This is a genomic window from Paenibacillus sp. N22P23, assembly GCF_059383735.1.
In genome coordinates this window covers 20,078-36,538 of the sequence record NZ_JBXENT010000015.1, presented here as the reverse complement: position 1 = coordinate 36,538, position 16,461 = coordinate 20,078, and the positions used below count along the sequence as shown (strand labels likewise).

General features: G+C 53.0%; 14 protein-coding genes. All 14 read left to right on the top strand.

The window, feature by feature from the left end; genetic code table 11:
* The first annotated feature begins 23 nt into the window (after positions 1-23).
* The 14 genes from AC506A_RS29515 to ftsH all read left to right on the top strand — a co-directional run bounded on the left by AC506A_RS29515 (position 24) and on the right by ftsH (position 16,271).
* Positions 24-1,979, top strand: a complete 1,956-nt coding sequence (locus AC506A_RS29515) for an oligosaccharide flippase family protein (protein ID WP_495464590.1) — start codon at positions 24-26, stop codon at positions 1,977-1,979.
* A gap of 70 nt (positions 1,980-2,049) precedes the next feature.
* Positions 2,050-3,531, top strand: coding sequence for a bifunctional methyltransferase/pyrophosphohydrolase YabN (gene yabN / locus AC506A_RS29510; protein WP_495464589.1), 1,482 nt, complete (start codon positions 2,050-2,052; stop codon positions 3,529-3,531).
* A gap of 178 nt (positions 3,532-3,709) precedes the next feature.
* On the top strand, positions 3,710-3,982 hold the full coding sequence (locus AC506A_RS29505) for an HU family DNA-binding protein (RefSeq protein ID WP_090985878.1): 273 nt from the start codon (positions 3,710-3,712) through the stop codon (positions 3,980-3,982).
* A 2-nt stretch (positions 3,983-3,984) separates the two neighbouring features.
* The gene (locus AC506A_RS29500) at positions 3,985-4,269 is read left to right on the top strand and encodes an RNA-binding S4 domain-containing protein (RefSeq protein WP_090985876.1); all 285 of its coding nucleotides are present in this window, start codon (positions 3,985-3,987) and stop codon (positions 4,267-4,269) included.
* Between the two features lie 395 nt (positions 4,270-4,664).
* On the top strand, positions 4,665-4,952 hold the full coding sequence (yabP, locus tag AC506A_RS29495; protein WP_495464588.1) for a sporulation protein YabP: 288 nt from the start codon (positions 4,665-4,667) through the stop codon (positions 4,950-4,952).
* Complete coding sequence (gene yabQ / locus AC506A_RS29490; RefSeq protein ID WP_495464587.1) at positions 4,949-5,590, top strand: spore cortex biosynthesis protein YabQ; 642 nt, start codon at positions 4,949-4,951, stop codon at positions 5,588-5,590. The genes yabP and yabQ overlap by 4 nt, the downstream gene beginning before the upstream one ends.
* Positions 5,591-5,613: 23 nt before the next feature.
* The gene (locus tag AC506A_RS29485) at positions 5,614-5,943 is read left to right on the top strand and encodes an FtsB family cell division protein (RefSeq protein ID WP_495464586.1); all 330 of its coding nucleotides are present in this window, start codon (positions 5,614-5,616) and stop codon (positions 5,941-5,943) included.
* A 321-nt stretch (positions 5,944-6,264) separates the two neighbouring features.
* On the top strand, positions 6,265-6,852 hold the full coding sequence (locus AC506A_RS29480; RefSeq protein ID WP_495464585.1) for a S1 domain-containing RNA-binding protein: 588 nt from the start codon (positions 6,265-6,267) through the stop codon (positions 6,850-6,852).
* 418 nt (positions 6,853-7,270) lie between these two features.
* A complete protein-coding gene (gene spoIIE / locus AC506A_RS29475) occupies positions 7,271-9,769 on the top strand; it encodes a stage II sporulation protein E (protein ID WP_495464584.1) in 2,499 nt (832 codons plus the stop codon).
* Between the two features lie 658 nt (positions 9,770-10,427).
* On the top strand, positions 10,428-11,153 hold the full coding sequence (locus AC506A_RS29470) for a vWA domain-containing protein (RefSeq protein ID WP_495464583.1): 726 nt from the start codon (positions 10,428-10,430) through the stop codon (positions 11,151-11,153).
* The gene (locus AC506A_RS29465; RefSeq protein WP_495464582.1) at positions 11,137-12,075 is read left to right on the top strand and encodes a protein kinase domain-containing protein; all 939 of its coding nucleotides are present in this window, start codon (positions 11,137-11,139) and stop codon (positions 12,073-12,075) included. The genes AC506A_RS29470 and AC506A_RS29465 overlap by 17 nt, the downstream gene beginning before the upstream one ends.
* 34 nt (positions 12,076-12,109) lie before the next feature.
* Positions 12,110-13,558: a tRNA lysidine(34) synthetase TilS gene (gene tilS, locus AC506A_RS29460; protein WP_495464581.1), complete on the top strand. Its 1,449-nt coding sequence runs from the start codon at positions 12,110-12,112 to the stop codon at positions 13,556-13,558.
* A gap of 52 nt (positions 13,559-13,610) precedes the next feature.
* On the top strand, positions 13,611-14,150 hold the full coding sequence (gene hpt / locus AC506A_RS29455) for a hypoxanthine phosphoribosyltransferase (RefSeq protein WP_210664337.1): 540 nt from the start codon (positions 13,611-13,613) through the stop codon (positions 14,148-14,150).
* A 105-nt stretch (positions 14,151-14,255) separates the two neighbouring features.
* The gene (ftsH, locus tag AC506A_RS29450) at positions 14,256-16,271 is read left to right on the top strand and encodes an ATP-dependent zinc metalloprotease FtsH (protein ID WP_495464580.1); all 2,016 of its coding nucleotides are present in this window, start codon (positions 14,256-14,258) and stop codon (positions 16,269-16,271) included.
* Positions 16,272-16,461 lie beyond the last annotated feature (190 nt).

Below are 16,461 nucleotides of genomic sequence, written 5' to 3'. Positions count from 1 at the left end.
TTTTTTCTGTAGAGGTTCATTCCGTGTCAGAAGTTTGGGGTATAATGGGAGCAGGAGAAGAGAGCAGGGCAGGTGCACAGGTTTTGAAAATAGGGCAAGAAGAGCATGCTGTGACTACGGAAGTCGATGGACAGCGAGCGGAACGAGGAACTGACCGAGGGCAAGGCGCGGGGAAGAACGTAGGGAATATCGGGAACAAAAGCGATAACAAAGGCGAGAACAGAAGCGGGAACAACAGCGGGAACAAAGGCGATAACAAAAGCTTAGGGAAAAGGCCTTTACTGCTTCGCGGCGCGGCTCTGATGGGCGTGGCCATGTTAATAAGCAAGACGCTTGGCACGATGCAGAAAATTCCGCTGCAAAATATAGCCGGTGATCGCGTATTCGGGATTTATAACGCGGTATATCCCCTGTATCAGTTGCTGCTTGTGATGGTAACGGCGGGATTTCCCGTCGCGGTATCCCTGCTCGTAGCGGAGCGCGAAGCACGCGGGGATTCAGGCGGTGCAAGGCGAGTGCTGAGCGCAAGCGCTTGGTTATTGTTTGTGAGCGGTGCAGTTGGATTTGTATGGCTGTGGCTTGGCGCCGAGCGAATCGCGGTTTGGATGGGCGATGAGGCAACCGCTCCAGCGGTGCGAACCGCATCACTCGCACTATGGTTCGCGCCTGTAATGGCAGCGCTACGCGGCTATTATCAAGGACGGGGACAAATGCTGCCTTCGGCAGTGTCCCAGCTGTCGGAACAGACCGTCCGCGTGGCGGGTATGTTGATTCTGCTCGCTATCGGTTGGCACTATAATTGGTCTGATGCTAAGCTTGCTGCTGGCGCAACTGCCGGTTCAGCTATTGGCGGAGCGGCGGGGCTTGCGGTGATCGCGGCTTTCTGGCTGCGGGAGCGGGAATGGCAGGAGCAGGGGAAGAAGCGGGAGCATGAGCAAGAGCAAGAGCAAGAGCGAGAGCAAGGGCGAGAGCAAGGGCGGGAAGAGAATCGGGAGAGAAGCGGTGCGGATGAGCGAAACTTCTCGCAGGAATTGGGTAAAGAAAGAATAGTGACGCTGATGCGTAAGCTGGCTCTGCTTGCGATTCCGGTCACGCTCGGGGCGCTTGCCGTGCCTGCGCTTGGCGTTGTAGATGCATTCACGGTTCCGCGGCTGCTTCGCGGAACAGGCGTGTCGCCGGCCGATGCGATGTCGCTCTTCGGCCTGTACAGCCGGGGCCAGCCGCTTGTGCAGCTGGTCGTTATGGTTGCGGGCGCGATGGGAGCCGCGCTAGTTCCCGCGCTTGCGGCCGCACGCGTGCGCGGCGATGAAGCTGCCGTGCGTCAGCAGGCTGCTCTTGTAATGCGGGCTGCGTGGGGCATCGGCGCAGCCGCGGCTTTAGGGCTCGCGCTGCTAGCTGAGCCCGTTAACGTGATGCTGTACGCGGATGATGCCGGATCGCGTACGTTTGCCCTTGTCGGGTGCACGGCGCTCGCGGGCACCGTTAGCGCAATCGCGGCTGCAACGCTGCAGGGGCTGGGGGCCGTCCGTGCCCCGGCGCTGTTCATGCTGGCCGCGGCCGCGCTGAAGGCGGCGTTCAACGCCGCCCTTGTGCCGGCGTACGGCACGGCCGGCGCAGCCTGCGCCGGCATCGCTGCGCTCGCGGCGGCCGCCCTGCTCGGCACGGGCGCCGTCCGCCGCGCCGCCGGCGCGGCGATGCCCGCGCGGCGCGCCGCGGGCATCGGACTCGCACTCGCGGTCATGGCCGCGGTGCTCGTCCTGGTCGAGCGCGGCGGTGCCCCGCTGCTCGACCTTGCGCTGCCGCCGAGGGCGGCAGCTTGCGCGCTCGCGCTCGGGGGAACCGCCCTCGGCGGAGCGCTCTTCACAGCCGCCGCGCTGCGCTTCGGCGGCGTCACCGCGCGCGAGCTGCGCGCGCTCCCGGGCGGCGATGCGCTTGCCGCCCGATTACAGCGTTGGCGGCTGCTGCCAAGCGCCAACTAATCGCCAACTAATCACGGCCTCGGCGGAACACCTCGCCGACGATTGCATTCCAAAGGAGGAACATACATACATGCAAAAACCAACGATAACCGTAGTCGGACTGGGCTCCGGCGATGAAGATCAGCTTACACTAGGTGTCTGGCGCAGACTGCAAGAGGCGTCCAATCGCTATGTGCGTACGGACAAGCACCCGATGATGAAGTTATTCAGCGATCATCAATTAGCATACGAGTCCTTCGACTTTCTATACGAGCAAATGGACTCATTCCCGGATGTATACGAAGCCATCGCCGAGCAGCTCATCGCAAATGCCCGTACGAAAGGCAGCTTAATATTCGCTGTTCCGGGCCATCCGATGGTTGCTGAGAGGACAGTGCAGCTGCTGCGCGAGCGCTGCCCGGAGCACGACACGGAACTGCACATTCTTGGCGGTGAGAGCTTCCTCGATCAAGCTTTTACACGGCTCGGATTCGACCCGATTGAAGGCTTCCAGCTGCTTGATGCAGCGGAACTGAAGGCGTCCCTGGTCCGCACGGAGCTGCATACCGTGATCGGCCAGGTCTATGACGAATTCACCGCATCTGATGTGAAGCTGACGCTTATGGAGCTGCTGCCCGATGATTATCCGATTACGATCGGCCATGCGCTCGGCGTACCCGGCGAAGAACAAATCATCACCGTGCCGCTCTATGAGCTGGATCGGACACCGGGCTACGGCAACCTCTCGCTGATTTGGCTGCCGCGTTCCACGGACGATATGCTGCGAAACCGATCCTTCGAGCGCCTGCATGAAATCGTTGCGATATTGCGAAGCCCCGAAGGCTGTCCGTGGGATCGGGAGCAAACCCATCAATCGATTCGCAAGAATTTCATCGAAGAAACCTATGAGGCGATCGAAGCGCTCGATAACGATGATCCGGATGGCATGCGCGAAGAGTTTGGTGATGTTATTTTGCAAGTGATGCTGCACAGTCAGATGGAAGAAGAGGTTGGCACATTCTCCGTCTATGATGTCATCCAATCGCTTAACGAGAAGCTGCTGTTCCGTCATCCGCATGTGTTCGGCGATACGAGTGCCGGTAATTCAGAAGAGGCGCTGCGCAATTGGGAGCAGATGAAAGCCGAGGAGAAGCGCCGCAAAGGCATCGATCCGACCACAGTCTCGCAATTGGATGGCATTCCGCCTGATTTGCCTGCACTGATGAAAGCTTACAAGATTCAGAAGAAAGCGGCCAAAGTCGGCTTCGACTGGGATCATATCGGCCCGGCTCTCGACAAAGTTGGCGAGGAGCTGAGCGAGCTGCGCGAAGCCATTCAATCCAAGGACGCCGAGGAGCAGGCAGGCGAGCTCGGAGATTTGTTGTTCGCGGCAGTCAACGTAGCTCGTTTCATCCATGCGGATCCGGAAGAGGCGCTTTCTCGCACCAATCATAAATTTAAGAAACGATTTTCATATATTGAGGAGCAGCTTCGTATAAGCGGGCGATCCTTTGACCAAACTGATTTAACAGAGATGGATCGTTACTGGGAGGATGCGAAGAAGCTTCCCTAGTAAAAAGGATTGTAGATTCGTCAAAATTCGGCTTATTTCCTCACAAAACGTGAAAATAATTTTCCAATCAGCAGGATTTATTTGCTAATAGGCAGAAGTAGTAGCTGAGGAAACTAAGCTATGCGGCAGTCTAAACACTGCCTACAAGTATATTTGAACTTTTAGGAGGCCATTAACAATGAACAAAACAGATTTGATCAACAACATCTCGGCAAAAAGCGGTTTGACTAAGCGTGATGTAGAATCCGTATTGAACGGCTTTCTGGGCGAGGTAACAGATGCTCTGGCAGGCGGAGACAAAGTACAATTGATCGGCTTCGGTACATTCGAAACGCGTAAGCGTTCCGGCCGTACAGGTCGCAACCCGCAAACGGGCAACCCGATCACGATTGCAGAATCCAAAGTTCCAGCGTTTAAAGCCGGCAATAAATTGAAAGACGCGATCAAGTAATAATGCGTCTGGATAAGTTCCTCAAAGTATCGCGTTTAATCAAGCGGCGTACTGTCGCAAAGGACGTGTCCGAACAAGGCCGCGTCTGGATTAACGATCGTGAAGCCAAAGCGAGCAGCACCGTCAAAGCCGGCGACGAGCTCAAAATTCAATACGGCCAGAAGATCGTCACCGTCCGCGTCGAGCGGATCTTGGAGACGACCAAGAAGGACGAGGCTAGCGGTATGTATACTTTGTTGAAAGAAGAAGCGCGCCAGCAAGAGAACAAGCTCGACTGGCAAGCATAAGCAGCTTATGTAACAGCCTCAACCGGGATAATACCTGGTGGCGGCTGTTTTTCTTTTGCTCTAACGAATCGTAGAGGGCTTATTTCAGCAAAATGACCCGCTTTGAAACGCTAACGAATCCTACAGAAGCTATTTCGTGTTAAACAGTCCATATCCGCTCCATTTTCACACAATAAGGCCCTCACGATTCCTACCTATTCATCCGAACGGCTATTCGAATCATTAGCGCGAGCGGCGCGATATCCGTATTCTTCTATGCGTTTGCCTTGCTCGTACAAGTCATCAAATCTATGATCCCGCGAAAATCGTAGAGTCCCAATCTCGCAGTTCTAAAACCTGTCCCTTCCCCATAGGCTAGTCTCAGTGATAGATATGCTGGAGGAGGGGGACGGGCAATGATCGAGCAAGCCAAAGGACAGAAACGCCAGGAAATCAAAATGCTTAACCGCAAGATCCTTGAGATTACCGGCGTTATGAATGTGGAGAGCTTCGATAGTGAAGAGTTTCTGCTGGAGACGGAGCTGGGCTTTCTGGCGATCCGCGGGCAGAACCTGCATATGAAGCATCTTAGTCTGGAGCAGGGGCTGGTTGCCATTGAAGGGCTGGTTCATTCGCTCACTTACCTGGATGGCAATACGGGCAACAAGTCGTCGAAGGGCTTGTTCGGGAAGATATTCAAGTGAGTCTGACCGTTCAGTGGTGGACGATGATAACGATGCTGCTCTCAGGGATCGGGATGGGCATCGTTTTCGATGGATATCGTGTCGTATCGGACGAGCTGCGGATCAGCCGGTTATGGATTCCGATCTTTGACCTACTCTACTGGATTGCAGCTACATTGGTTGTCTTTCAGGTGCTCTCTGCAAGCAATGAAGGCGAAGTGCGGGCGTATGTGTTCATCGGGCTGCTGCTGGGCATCGGCTGTTATTACTGGCTGTTTAGCAAAATCACGATGAAGCTTGTACATATTCTGATACGCACCGTCCGCGCTATTATAAAGTTTATCATCCGAGCTTTTGATATCATGATTATTCGTCCTCTGCTGCTGCTCTATCGAATTGGGAAGCTGCTCTTCGCGTTTTTGAGAGCATTTGCTATTTTCCTTTTCAAAATTGTGGTACAATTGGTACGTCCATTTTGGTTATTGGCTAGATGGATGACCAAACCGATTTGGAAGCCGCTGCTTCGTTCTTGGAAACGTTGGGTAAATCCAATTATAGCCAAGTGGCGAATTCCGGAACGAGTGACTAAACTTCGTACCGGATTGAACAAGCTATGGCAGCGCTGGAAGAATCGGAAGCAAGAGAAGAGAGACGATTAATCTAACGTCAGGAGGTCCGTGATATGGCGACAACTACAACAAGTTCTCAATCATCCGCTGCGGCGCAGTATGCAGGAACGAAACGCCGGTTGAAGATCTGGTTTGTATTTATCGTTCTTTTCATGGGCTGGGCGCTATATACGCTGATTTCTCAGCTTGATCGGCAAGGACAAGCGGAGATCAAACTGGCCAATGCCTCCCAGAAAATCGATGAAGCAGCCAAGCAGGTCGAAGAGCTGAAGCTTGCGGTCGCGCGATTGAGTGACAAGGAGTACATCGGACAGCTGGCAGCGAAGGACCAAGGCATGGTTGGCAAAGGTGAGAAGAGGATTGAGGTTGTTAATCAGCCCTAGATGATTGGTTTGGAGCGACCTCTGGTCGTTACAGCATTCATCTACGATAATTGGTTTGAGGCAACCTATGGTTGACTCAGCATTTATCTAATATGATTGGCTTGGAGCGACCTCTGGTCGCCACAGCATTCATATAGATGGGCATAACAACGGGTATCCGTCCTGTTGCCTTGCTTCTCCCATTGGGGTATAATCAGCTTAGTAACCATATTTTTAAACGGCTTACCGTAGTCATATTTTATTTTTATGCTCGCAGCCTCAGGCTGAGAGAACTCGAAGCTAAAGGCTTCGCATAACGGTTAGGGAGGAACATTTTTACCTATGGCAATTGAAGTGGGCGCCAAGTTAGAGGGCAAGGTGACAGGCATTACGCATTTCGGAGCATTCGTCGATTTGTCGGGAGGTGTCACAGGGCTAGTTCACATCTCAGAGATTGCCGATAACTACGTCAAGGATGTTAAAGACCATTTGAAACTGGAAGATGTCGTTACAGTGAAGGTCATTAATGTAGATAAAGACGGGAAAATCGGGCTATCCATTAAGCAAGCAATCGACCGGCCAGAAGGCTCAGCACCTCCTCAGCGTGAACGCAGTGGAGATCGCGGACCAGGCGGCGGCTTCAACCGGACAGGTGCCGGCGGAGGCGGTGGAGGCTTCAATCGTACAGGCGGACCAGGTGGCGGTGGAGATCGCGGACCAAGCGGTGGCGGAGGCGGTTTTAATCGTCAAGGCGGCGGCGGAGGTGGCGGACGTCCATTCAATAAAGCTGGCGGCGGCAAACCTGCTTACGGCAAACCGTCCTTCGAGGACAAAATGTCTCGTTTCCTGAAAGATAGCGAAGAGCGTATGTCTTCGTTGAAGAAAAACACGGAATCCAAACGCGGTGGCCGTGGTGCTAAGCGCGATTAATAGCATAGTAGTAGGAGAAGAAGGCAGTGCCCCTAGAGGCGCTGCCTTTTTTGCTGCCTTTTTTCGGTGCGAAGCAGCTGTCAACGGCATGTTATGCAGCAAATATACGAAATATACCCGCCCACTTCAAAAACTTTTCTCTTGTTCTCACGCAAACCCGACAGGTTCGGACGGCGATTCGCCACGCGCAGGTTTGGCGGAAGGAACATTTTTTGTTGAAACGGTGGGTGACGGGGAGTCGCATATGTATGTCGACACCTTGATAGCGCTAGGATGCCGCAATCCCGACAAGGGGTCGCCCACCACGCGTGAAAATGTCGGAAAAAACTTTTGCCATGACAACGCTTTCTGACAAACTTTCTCAATTCGTAATCCTATAATGGGGATACAAATTCGGAATAAGGCGGTGTCATCAGGCATGGTGGACAAACCTAAAGTTGTCATGTTCCCAGGTGTACAGAAAACAAGCTTCGTCCAATCAACCCTTAGGAAAGGAATGGAACGAGCAGGGTTGCTTCGCATAGCAGGGATGCTGACCTCACGAAAATGGACGTTTGCGCTGATGGCTGTCGGGTTTCTGCTCGGACGAGCTGTCATCTTGGAGTCACTGACTCCGTTTGCAGTTGCTTACTTTACAGTCATCTTCTTTCTGCGTCGAGATCTGCTGCTTCCGGTTGCGGCTTCCATTGTAGCAGGCAGCTGGCTCGCGATCGCGCCGGAACCGATGTGGATTGCTATGGAGCTGGCAGTTGTTTACTTATTGCTGAGGGGCTTAGAGGCTTATGAACGAGCGGAACTATCGTACGCACCGCTGCTAGTGTTCATCGCTACGATGCTGGTTCGATTGTTCGGCGTTGTGACGACGGACACGCTGAGCTGGTATGAGCTGATGATGGTTGGCGTGGAAGCATCTTTAGCTTTCGTCCTGACGCTGGTATTCGTCCAAGCGATACCGGTGCTGACGCTGACCAAGAAATCATCGGCACTGAAGAACGAGGAAATCATTTGTCTGATGATCATGCTTGCATCCATTATGACTGGGGCTGTCGGCTGGACAATATACGGCTTGTCCGTTGAGCACATCATGTCGCGGTTTATGCTGCTGCTCTTTGCGCTTGTAGGCGGCGCACCCCTTGGCGCTTCCGTGGGTGTTGTCGCCGGTCTCATTCTTAGTTTGGCAGATACCAATGCGATTGTGCAGATGAGCTTGCTTGCTTTTGCCGGTTTGCTTGCCGGACTGCTTCGTGAAGGGGGCAAAATGGCGGTAGCCTTCGGGATGCTGCTAGGCTCTTCAATTCTATCCATTTATGTCGGTAATCAGGCAGATGTGATGGCCTCGACGTGGGAGTCAGTCATCGCAGCTACCATGCTTATGTTTACACCAAAATCGATTGTAAGAATCATTTCTAAATATGTGCCCGGCACGCAGGAACATGTGAAATCGCAGCATGAATATGCAAAGCGCGTCCGAGATGTCACGGCACAGCGCGTAACCCAGTTCTCCGAAGTGTTTCGCCAGCTTTCCCGCAGCTTTGGGCAGCTCGGCAATGAGGTTACGGAGAAAGAGCGGCGAGAGGAAGCTGCAGGCCATTTCATGAATGCGGCTGCAGAGAAAACATGCAATTCCTGTCACAAGCGGGATCTTTGCTGGGAGGGGCGATTCTATGATACGTACAAGATGATGACAAGTATGATGACGACCGTAGAGGAAGGGCGCCGTTTGGGGCCGAAGGAGGTGCCGAGAGAATGGAGCGTGCATTGTGTGAAGCCGCATCAAGTGCTTAACGTCATGCAGCAGCAGCATGAGCTCTATCAGCATGATCGGCATTGGCGAAAGCAGCTGAACGATTCTCGGCAGCTTGTCGCAGAACAGCTGTCCGGCGTTTCTCAAGTCATGGAAGACTTGGCGCGCGAAATCCAGCGGGAAGGGCAGCAGCTGCACTTACAGGAAGAACAAATCCGGGAGGCGCTGGAAGGGCTCGGTTTATCGATACAAGGCATTGAAATTATTAATTTGGAGGAGGGAAACGTTGAAATTGAGGTGTACCATACGTTTGGCCGCGGTTATGACGAATGCCGCAAAATTATCGCGCCGCTGTTATCCGATATTCTAGGCGAGCCTATTGCCGTTATGTCGGAGACTTATCCGGAGAAGAAGGGAAGTGCTGCGCAGGTTGTTTTCGGGACGGCCAAAGCGTATGAGATTGAAACAGGTGTCGCCGGACTGGCCAAGGGAGGCGATCTGCTGTCGGGAGACAGCTTTAGTACGGTGGAGCTTAGCAATGGCAAGTTTGCTGTCGCGATCAGCGATGGTATGGGTAACGGGGAGCGTGCAAAGCAGGAGAGCAGCACTGCTTTGACGATTTTGCAGCAGCTTCTGCAATCCGGTATGGATGAGAAGCTTGCGATCAAGTCGGTTAACTCCATCCTGCTGCTGCGTTCTTCGGATGAGATATTTGCAACCGTCGATGTCGCACTCATCGACATGTACTCTGCGAAGACGACTTTTATGAAAATCGGATCAACGCCCAGCTTCATAAAGCGCGGGAACGAAGTGATTCCGATTACGGCCAACAATTTGCCGGTAGGGATTTTGCAGGACATTGACATAGATCTTATCCGCGTGCAGCTGCAACCCGGAGATACGCTCATTATGATGACCGACGGCATCTATGACGCGCCGGGACATGCCGTGAATAAGGAAATGTGGATGAAACGGATCATTCAGGAAATTCGATCCGACGATCCACAGGAAATTGCCGATGGACTGCTGGAAACAGTCGTGCGGTACCACAAAGGCGACATTGTGGATGATATGACGGTTGTCGTCGCGAGAGTAGACAAACATCAGCCCGAGTGGGCTACATTCCGCTGGCCTGGGGTGACCAAGGTCGAGCGACCAAGGACGGTGAGCTAACCATGTACAGTAAATGGATCAAGCAACTACTCCAACTCCAAAGGCGTAAGCAGCGGAAACGAATTCGGCTTCCTTCATCATTGAAGCGTGCACCGGCGATTTTGAATGATCAATAAGTGGAATGGAAGACTTTATAAGGTTGTCATCACTAGAATAGACATAAATCAGCCCGAGCGGGCTGCACTCCGCCAATCTGGTATGGCCAGGTTGAGCAACTTAGGGACGGTGAGCCGATTTGATGAGCAGCATACGAAACGGACAGTTTACCCAAGGGCGGCAACGGCAGGAGCGAGTACAGACATTGAGGCAGCATAAGCGTGCACCGGCGATTATTAAAGATCCATAGCTATAGATAGAGGAATAGAAGCATTGGAAGCCTGTCCGGCCGGCAGGCTTTTTTTGCGTTCTAACATTCCTATTCATACATTAGATACACGCCGCCTTGCTTACCACCGCACCAACCTCTTCTCGTCTCCTGCTCTCTCGTAAACTCCCATCCGACTCTCCTCAATTGCACTCCCCTGTATTCGCGTGCTCCACACCGCCCACTCAACCCCGCACCTCAACCATTCAGGGTTATCCCCTCTCATAATTGGCAATGCTGATAGAGCTAGTACTAGCAGTAGATTCAGATTCCAAGGTTTTGGGGGAATGAACGATGAGACAGATTCTATTAGTAACCGATGGCTGCTCCAATGTTGGTGTGAGCCCGGTTATTGCGGCTGCGCAGGCGCATGCAGTAGGGATTACAGTTAATGTTGTCGGTGTTGTGGATCAAGGCGATCTCGCTGAATTCGGTACGACTGAGATTGAAGAAATTGCGCGGGCGGGCGGCGGTCTGAGCCGGTTGTCGCATACGCGACAGCTCTCGCAAACCGTTCAAATGCTGACGCGCAAGACCGTTGTGCAGACGATTCAACAAGCCGTTCAACGGGAGTTGAAGCAGGTGCTCGGTACGTCGTCCATTGAGGAGCTTCCGCCGGAGAAGCGCGGCGAAGTTGTGCGCGTCATTGACGAGCTGAGCGAGACGAGCAAGCTGCGCGTTGCGCTATTAATTGATGCCAGCGCGAGCATGAAGCCGAAGCTGCACGCGGTGGAAGAAGCGATTCGCGACCTGGCCATCAGCTTGCAGTCCAGACAGGGAGGCAGCGAGCTTGCAGTGTTTCATTTTCCAGGCTCCGCTTATGGAGAGGACTGCAAACTTGATCTCGACTGGACGAGCAATATAAGCGGCGTCCATTCTTTATTCCCGCGGCTGCAGATGCGGGGGACGACGCCAACCGGCCCTGCGATCGTGCAAGTCATTGATTTTTATCAGAAAGCCGATTATGGTAATAGGAAGAATGATGAAACGGACGGGATGATGAGTGACTACGTCGTTTGAATGGACGCTTCCGCGCGGTACAGTCATTCGCGGCAAGTGGAAGCAGGGCAACTATCGTGTGGAACGGCTGCTCGGCGAAGGAGCCAATGGCAAAGTATTTCTGGTCGAGCGACAGCGTGAGCTGTTCGCGCTTAAGATCGGTTCGAATACCGTAGATTTGCAATCGGAAGTTAATGTCTTGCAAACGATCGCGAAGCAGAAACAGAAGCGCGGCGCCAAGGGAGGTCTCTTCCTTGTGGATGTCGATGATTTCCGCGGAGTAGATGGCAAGGAGCATCCGTTCTATGTCATGCGATACATTAAAGGTATGACGCTCGCCGATTATTTGGGTAAACAGGGGAAGGAATGGTTTCCTGTAGTTGCCTTCAACCTGCTTGGCAAATTAGCGGAGCTGAATGAAGCGGGCTGGACGTTTGGGGACTTGAAGGTAGAGAACATCCTTGTCGGCGATTACGGCCGGCCAGAGCTCGTGGACTATGGTGGTGCTACCGCTTTCGGCAAAGGCGTCAGGCAGTTTACGGAGATTTATGACCGGGGCTATTGGAATGCGGGCACTCGTACGGCGGATGCGCGATATGACTTGTTCTCGTTTGCAGTGCTTTGCATTCAGCTGCATGAAAGTCGCCGGCTTGCGCAGCTTTCTGCCGGACTGCTGCCACAAACGCGAACACCGGATGAGCTGGCGAAGCTCGCTGCGACAAGCGCAGTGTTGAAGCCGCTCAGCGGCTGGCTGCGCAAGGCGCTCTACGGCGAGTTTGCCAGCGCCCGCGAAGCAGCTGCTGCTTGGCAGCAGTGGATGCACCGCTCAGGTGCAGCCAAGTCCGTGTCTGCGCCGGCACCTCGCTGGATGAAGGGGCTGTTCGCCGCTTCTGCGGCTGTTCTGGCAACCACAATCTATTGGCTGCTGCGCGGCGCATCGTAAGAATGGCATGAACAACATAGAGAGGATGAGGGAAGTGGATGATTGGCTAAGCGAGCTGTCCGGACTGGCCCTGGAAGAGCAGCTGTGGCTGCCGGGGGAGACGGTCGTCGTAGCCGTATCGGGCGGACCGGATTCCATGGCTTTACTCCATCTGCTTCACCGGCTGTCCGGACAAGAGCGGCTTACTTTGGTTGCCGCTCACGTGGACCATGGCTTTCGCGGCGAGGAATCGGCGCGGGAAGCAGAATCCGTGAGACAATACGCAGCGCTGCTCGGCATCCCTTGCGAAACGGCGCTTTTTAATTTGCCTGCTTATATAGAAGAAACTAGAATGAATGCTCAGGCGGCGGCCCGCGAGAAACGCTATGCATTCCTGCATCAAGTCGCCCATACATACGGTGCTGCGCGCATTGCGCTCGCCCATCATGCCGATGATCAAGCCGAAACGGTGCTGATGCGAGTGGTTCGCGGAACAGGACCCGGAGGGCTCGCAGGAATTGCAATTCGGCGAAAAGAAAAAAACGTGGAACTTATTCGGCCGCTTTTGCGTACATACAAGGCAGACATCCTGCGTTACTGTGAACAGTGGGCGATCCCGTTCAGCCAAGATAGCAGCAATGGGCAGAAGTATTATTTTCGCAACGTGGTCCGCTTGGACGTTCTGCCTTACTTGGCTTCGTTTAACCCGCAGTTTTCTCAGTCGCTTGTCCGATTGGCGGAGCTTGCATCGGCGGAAGACGATTGGCTGGAGCAAGAAACTAAGGCAATTTTCGAGCGCCATATCGCGCCTCACAGCGAAGGATGCCAATTGACCCGCAAAGCGCTGCTTGGCCTGCATGTCGCTTTACAAAGGAGATTGATTAAACTAATATTGAGTTATATTGGCTTGGAAACGGAAACCACTTCATTTGAAAGCATAGAAACGATAAGGTTTGCGGCCTCTGACGGCGCAGCTACAACGTGGAGCTTCGATGTTGGCAACGGTGTTCGATTTCTGCGTGAGTACGACAATTTAGTGTTCACCCGTGCGAATAAGGGGAGAATGGCTCAAGGGCGCAGCGGATATGCTTATGTTGTAGCCCGAGATACGGCACGCCTGGCTTTGCCGGAGGCGGAAGCGGAATTGTCGCTTAAGGAATGGGCCGAGATTGATGCGCCCAGACCGAATAATCGACATGAAGCACTGTTTGATGCCGACTCGCTCATATTCCCGCTCACGGTTCGAAATCGCCGTCCCGGTGACCGAATGCAAGTGCTTGGTTTAAATGGTACCAAAAAGGTACAAGATATGTTCGTTGATGAACGTGTCGCACCCTCACGTCGTGAGGTGCTGCCGATCGTTGTCGACGCCAACGGAACCGTGCTTTGGATCCCGGGCATTCGAAGATCAAGACATGCTCAGGTGATGGATTCGACGAGCCGTGTTATCAGCATGATGATGCGGGTAAACCTCGACGCTTCCGCACTGAACCAACTTGAATAAGATGCACTGATCCATTCATAGTATAGGCAAGAACCATTTAGGAGGGCCCGTGTTGCTGAACGACATTCAAGAAGTACTTTACGACGCAGACCAAATTCAGCAGAAAGTGAAAGAGCTAGGCGATACCATTAGCCGCGAATTCGAGGGGCGAAATCCGCTCGTCATCTGCGTACTTAAAGGCGCTTTTATTTTTATGGCTGACTTGGTTAAGACCATCACGATCCCGGTCGAACTCGACTTTATGGCGGTGTCCAGCTATGGACAATCGACCAAAACAAGCGGTGTAGTGAAAATTATCAAGGACCTTGACACGTCGGTGCAAGGCCGAGACGTACTCATTGTTGAAGATATCATCGACAGTGGACTTACGCTCAGCTACCTCATCGATGTGCTGGAGCGCCGCAACGCCAAGTCCATCACGCTTGTTACGCTGTTTGATAAGCCGACAGGCCGCAAGGTGGAGTTGGAAGCGGACTATAAAGGATTTGTACTGCCGGACGCTTTTGTCGTTGGGTATGGGCTTGATTATGCGGAGAAATACCGCAACTTGCCGATTATCGGCATTTTGAAGCCTGAAGTTTACGAGAAGTAAGGTTTGAGACAGTCCATGCAATCAGCCATGTATCGAAGGCTCCCGATCACGGGGGCTTATCGTGCAAGGTCATCTTATTTTTTGCGTCTTGAGAGGAGGTAGGGGATGAATCGGATCATCCGTAATACTGGCTTTTATTTGATTATTTTTTTGGTGACCGTCGGGATCTTCCAATTTATCAGCAGCCAAAATGACTCCACCACTGAAATCCGTTACGATCAATTTAGGCAGGAGCTGGGCAGTGACAACGTGAAGCAAATTGAGCTTCAGTTCGACGGCTACTCTTACTTGATTACCGGTGAGTACAAGAACAAACCGGAAAGTTCGGATTCAGCCCAATTCTACACTCATGCCAGCGTTGAGGAGTTTGTCGTTAAAGAAATTAACGACGCGCAGCTAAAAAACAAATTCGCAATGGAAGTTAAGCCGATGGAAGGACAGAGCATTTGGCTCACCTTCTTGACCTCCATCATTCCATTCGTGATCATCTTTATTTTGTTCTTCTTCCTGATCAATCAGGCGCAAGGCGGCGGCGGCAAAGTGATGAACTTTGGCAAGAGCCGTGCCAGATTGTATAACGAAGAGAAGAAGCGCGTAACATTCGAGGATGTGGCAGGCGCCGACGAGGAGAAACAAGAACTTGTCGAGGTTGTCGAATTCTTGAAGGATCCGCGCAAATTCGCAGCCGTAGGCGCTCGTATTCCGAAAGGGGTACTGCTCGTCGGCCCTCCGGGTACTGGTAAAACGTTGCTTGCTCGCGCAGTTGCAGGCGAAGCAGGCGTACCGTTCTTCAGCATATCCGGTTCGGACTTCGTTGAAATGTTCGTCGGTGTCGGTGCTTCCCGTGTTCGTGACTTGTTCGAGAATGCGAAGAAGAATGCACCATGTATTATCTTTATCGATGAAATCGATGCCGTTGGACGTCAGCGCGGTGCCGGTCTCGGCGGCGGGCATGATGAGCGCGAACAAACGCTCAATCAGCTCCTCGTTGAAATGGACGGCTTCGGAGCTAACGAAGGCATCATTATCGTGGCGGCAACCAACCGTCCGGATATTCTTGACCCTGCCCTTCTTCGTCCAGGTCGTTTTGACCGTCAAATTACGGTTGACCGTCCGGATGTGAAAGGCCGTGAAGCAGTACTGAAAGTGCATGCGCGCAATAAGCCGCTTAACAAAGACGTCAAACTCGATGTTATCGCGAAGCGCACAACAGGCTTTACCGGTGCGGATCTAGAGAACCTGCTTAACGAAGCAGCGCTTCTGGCCGCTCGCCGCAACAAGAAAGAAATCGCAATGTCCGAAGTGGACGAAGCGATTGACCGCGTTATCGTCGGTACAGAGAAACGCAGCCGCGTCATCAGTGACCGTGAGAAGCGGATCGTTGCCTATCATGAAGCGGGCCATACGATTGCAGGCTATTTCCTCGAGCATGCGGATCAGGTTCACAAAGTAACGATTATCCCGCGCGGACGCGCAGGCGGCTATGTCATCATGCTTCCAAAAGATGGCGACCGCATGCTGACAACGAAGCAGGAATTGCTCGATAAAGTAACGGGATTGCTTGCCGGCCGCGTAGCCGAAGAGATCTACATCGGCGAAATCGGCACTGGCGCATACAGTGATTTCAAATCAGCGACGAGCATTGTTCGTGCGATGATTATGGAATACGGGATGAGCGACAAGCTCGGACCGATGCAATTCGGCAGCAGCTCGCAAAGCCAAGTTTTCTTGGGCCGTGACATTGGACATGAGCAGAACTACTCCGATGCCATCGCTTATGAAATTGACCAAGAGATGCAGAGCTTCATTCAAGACTGCTATGCTCGTGCGAAACAGCTTCTTACGGAGAAGAGCAAAGAAATGCATCTCATTGCACAAACGCTCCTTACCGAAGAAACGTTGGAGATTGAGCAAATCAAGCGTCTGATCGAAGGCGGATCTGCAGTAGATGGCGAGGGCGAAAGCAGTACAGTAGTTTCCTCCGAGCCAAAAGCAGAGCCGATTATCGATACGATTGGCGGCGTGAAGGTTCGTATCGGTTCGAAGGAGCCAGGCGAATTGACACCTCCAATTGATCCAGACAGCGGTAACGAAGACGACGACGGTACACCGAAGTCCTAATGAATAGAAGTTGATAGTCCTCAAAGGCTGTCCGGTCGCAGGCAACTGCACGGGCAGCCTTTTTTGCGAAAATGACGCTTTAGCGCTATAGAGGGAGGACGAGTAAGCCTGCGGGCTTGGTAACTTCCTTACATGCGTAAACCTTCCGTAGATCGGTTAAAACGGCCTCTTTTGTCTGTTGACAGCTTAC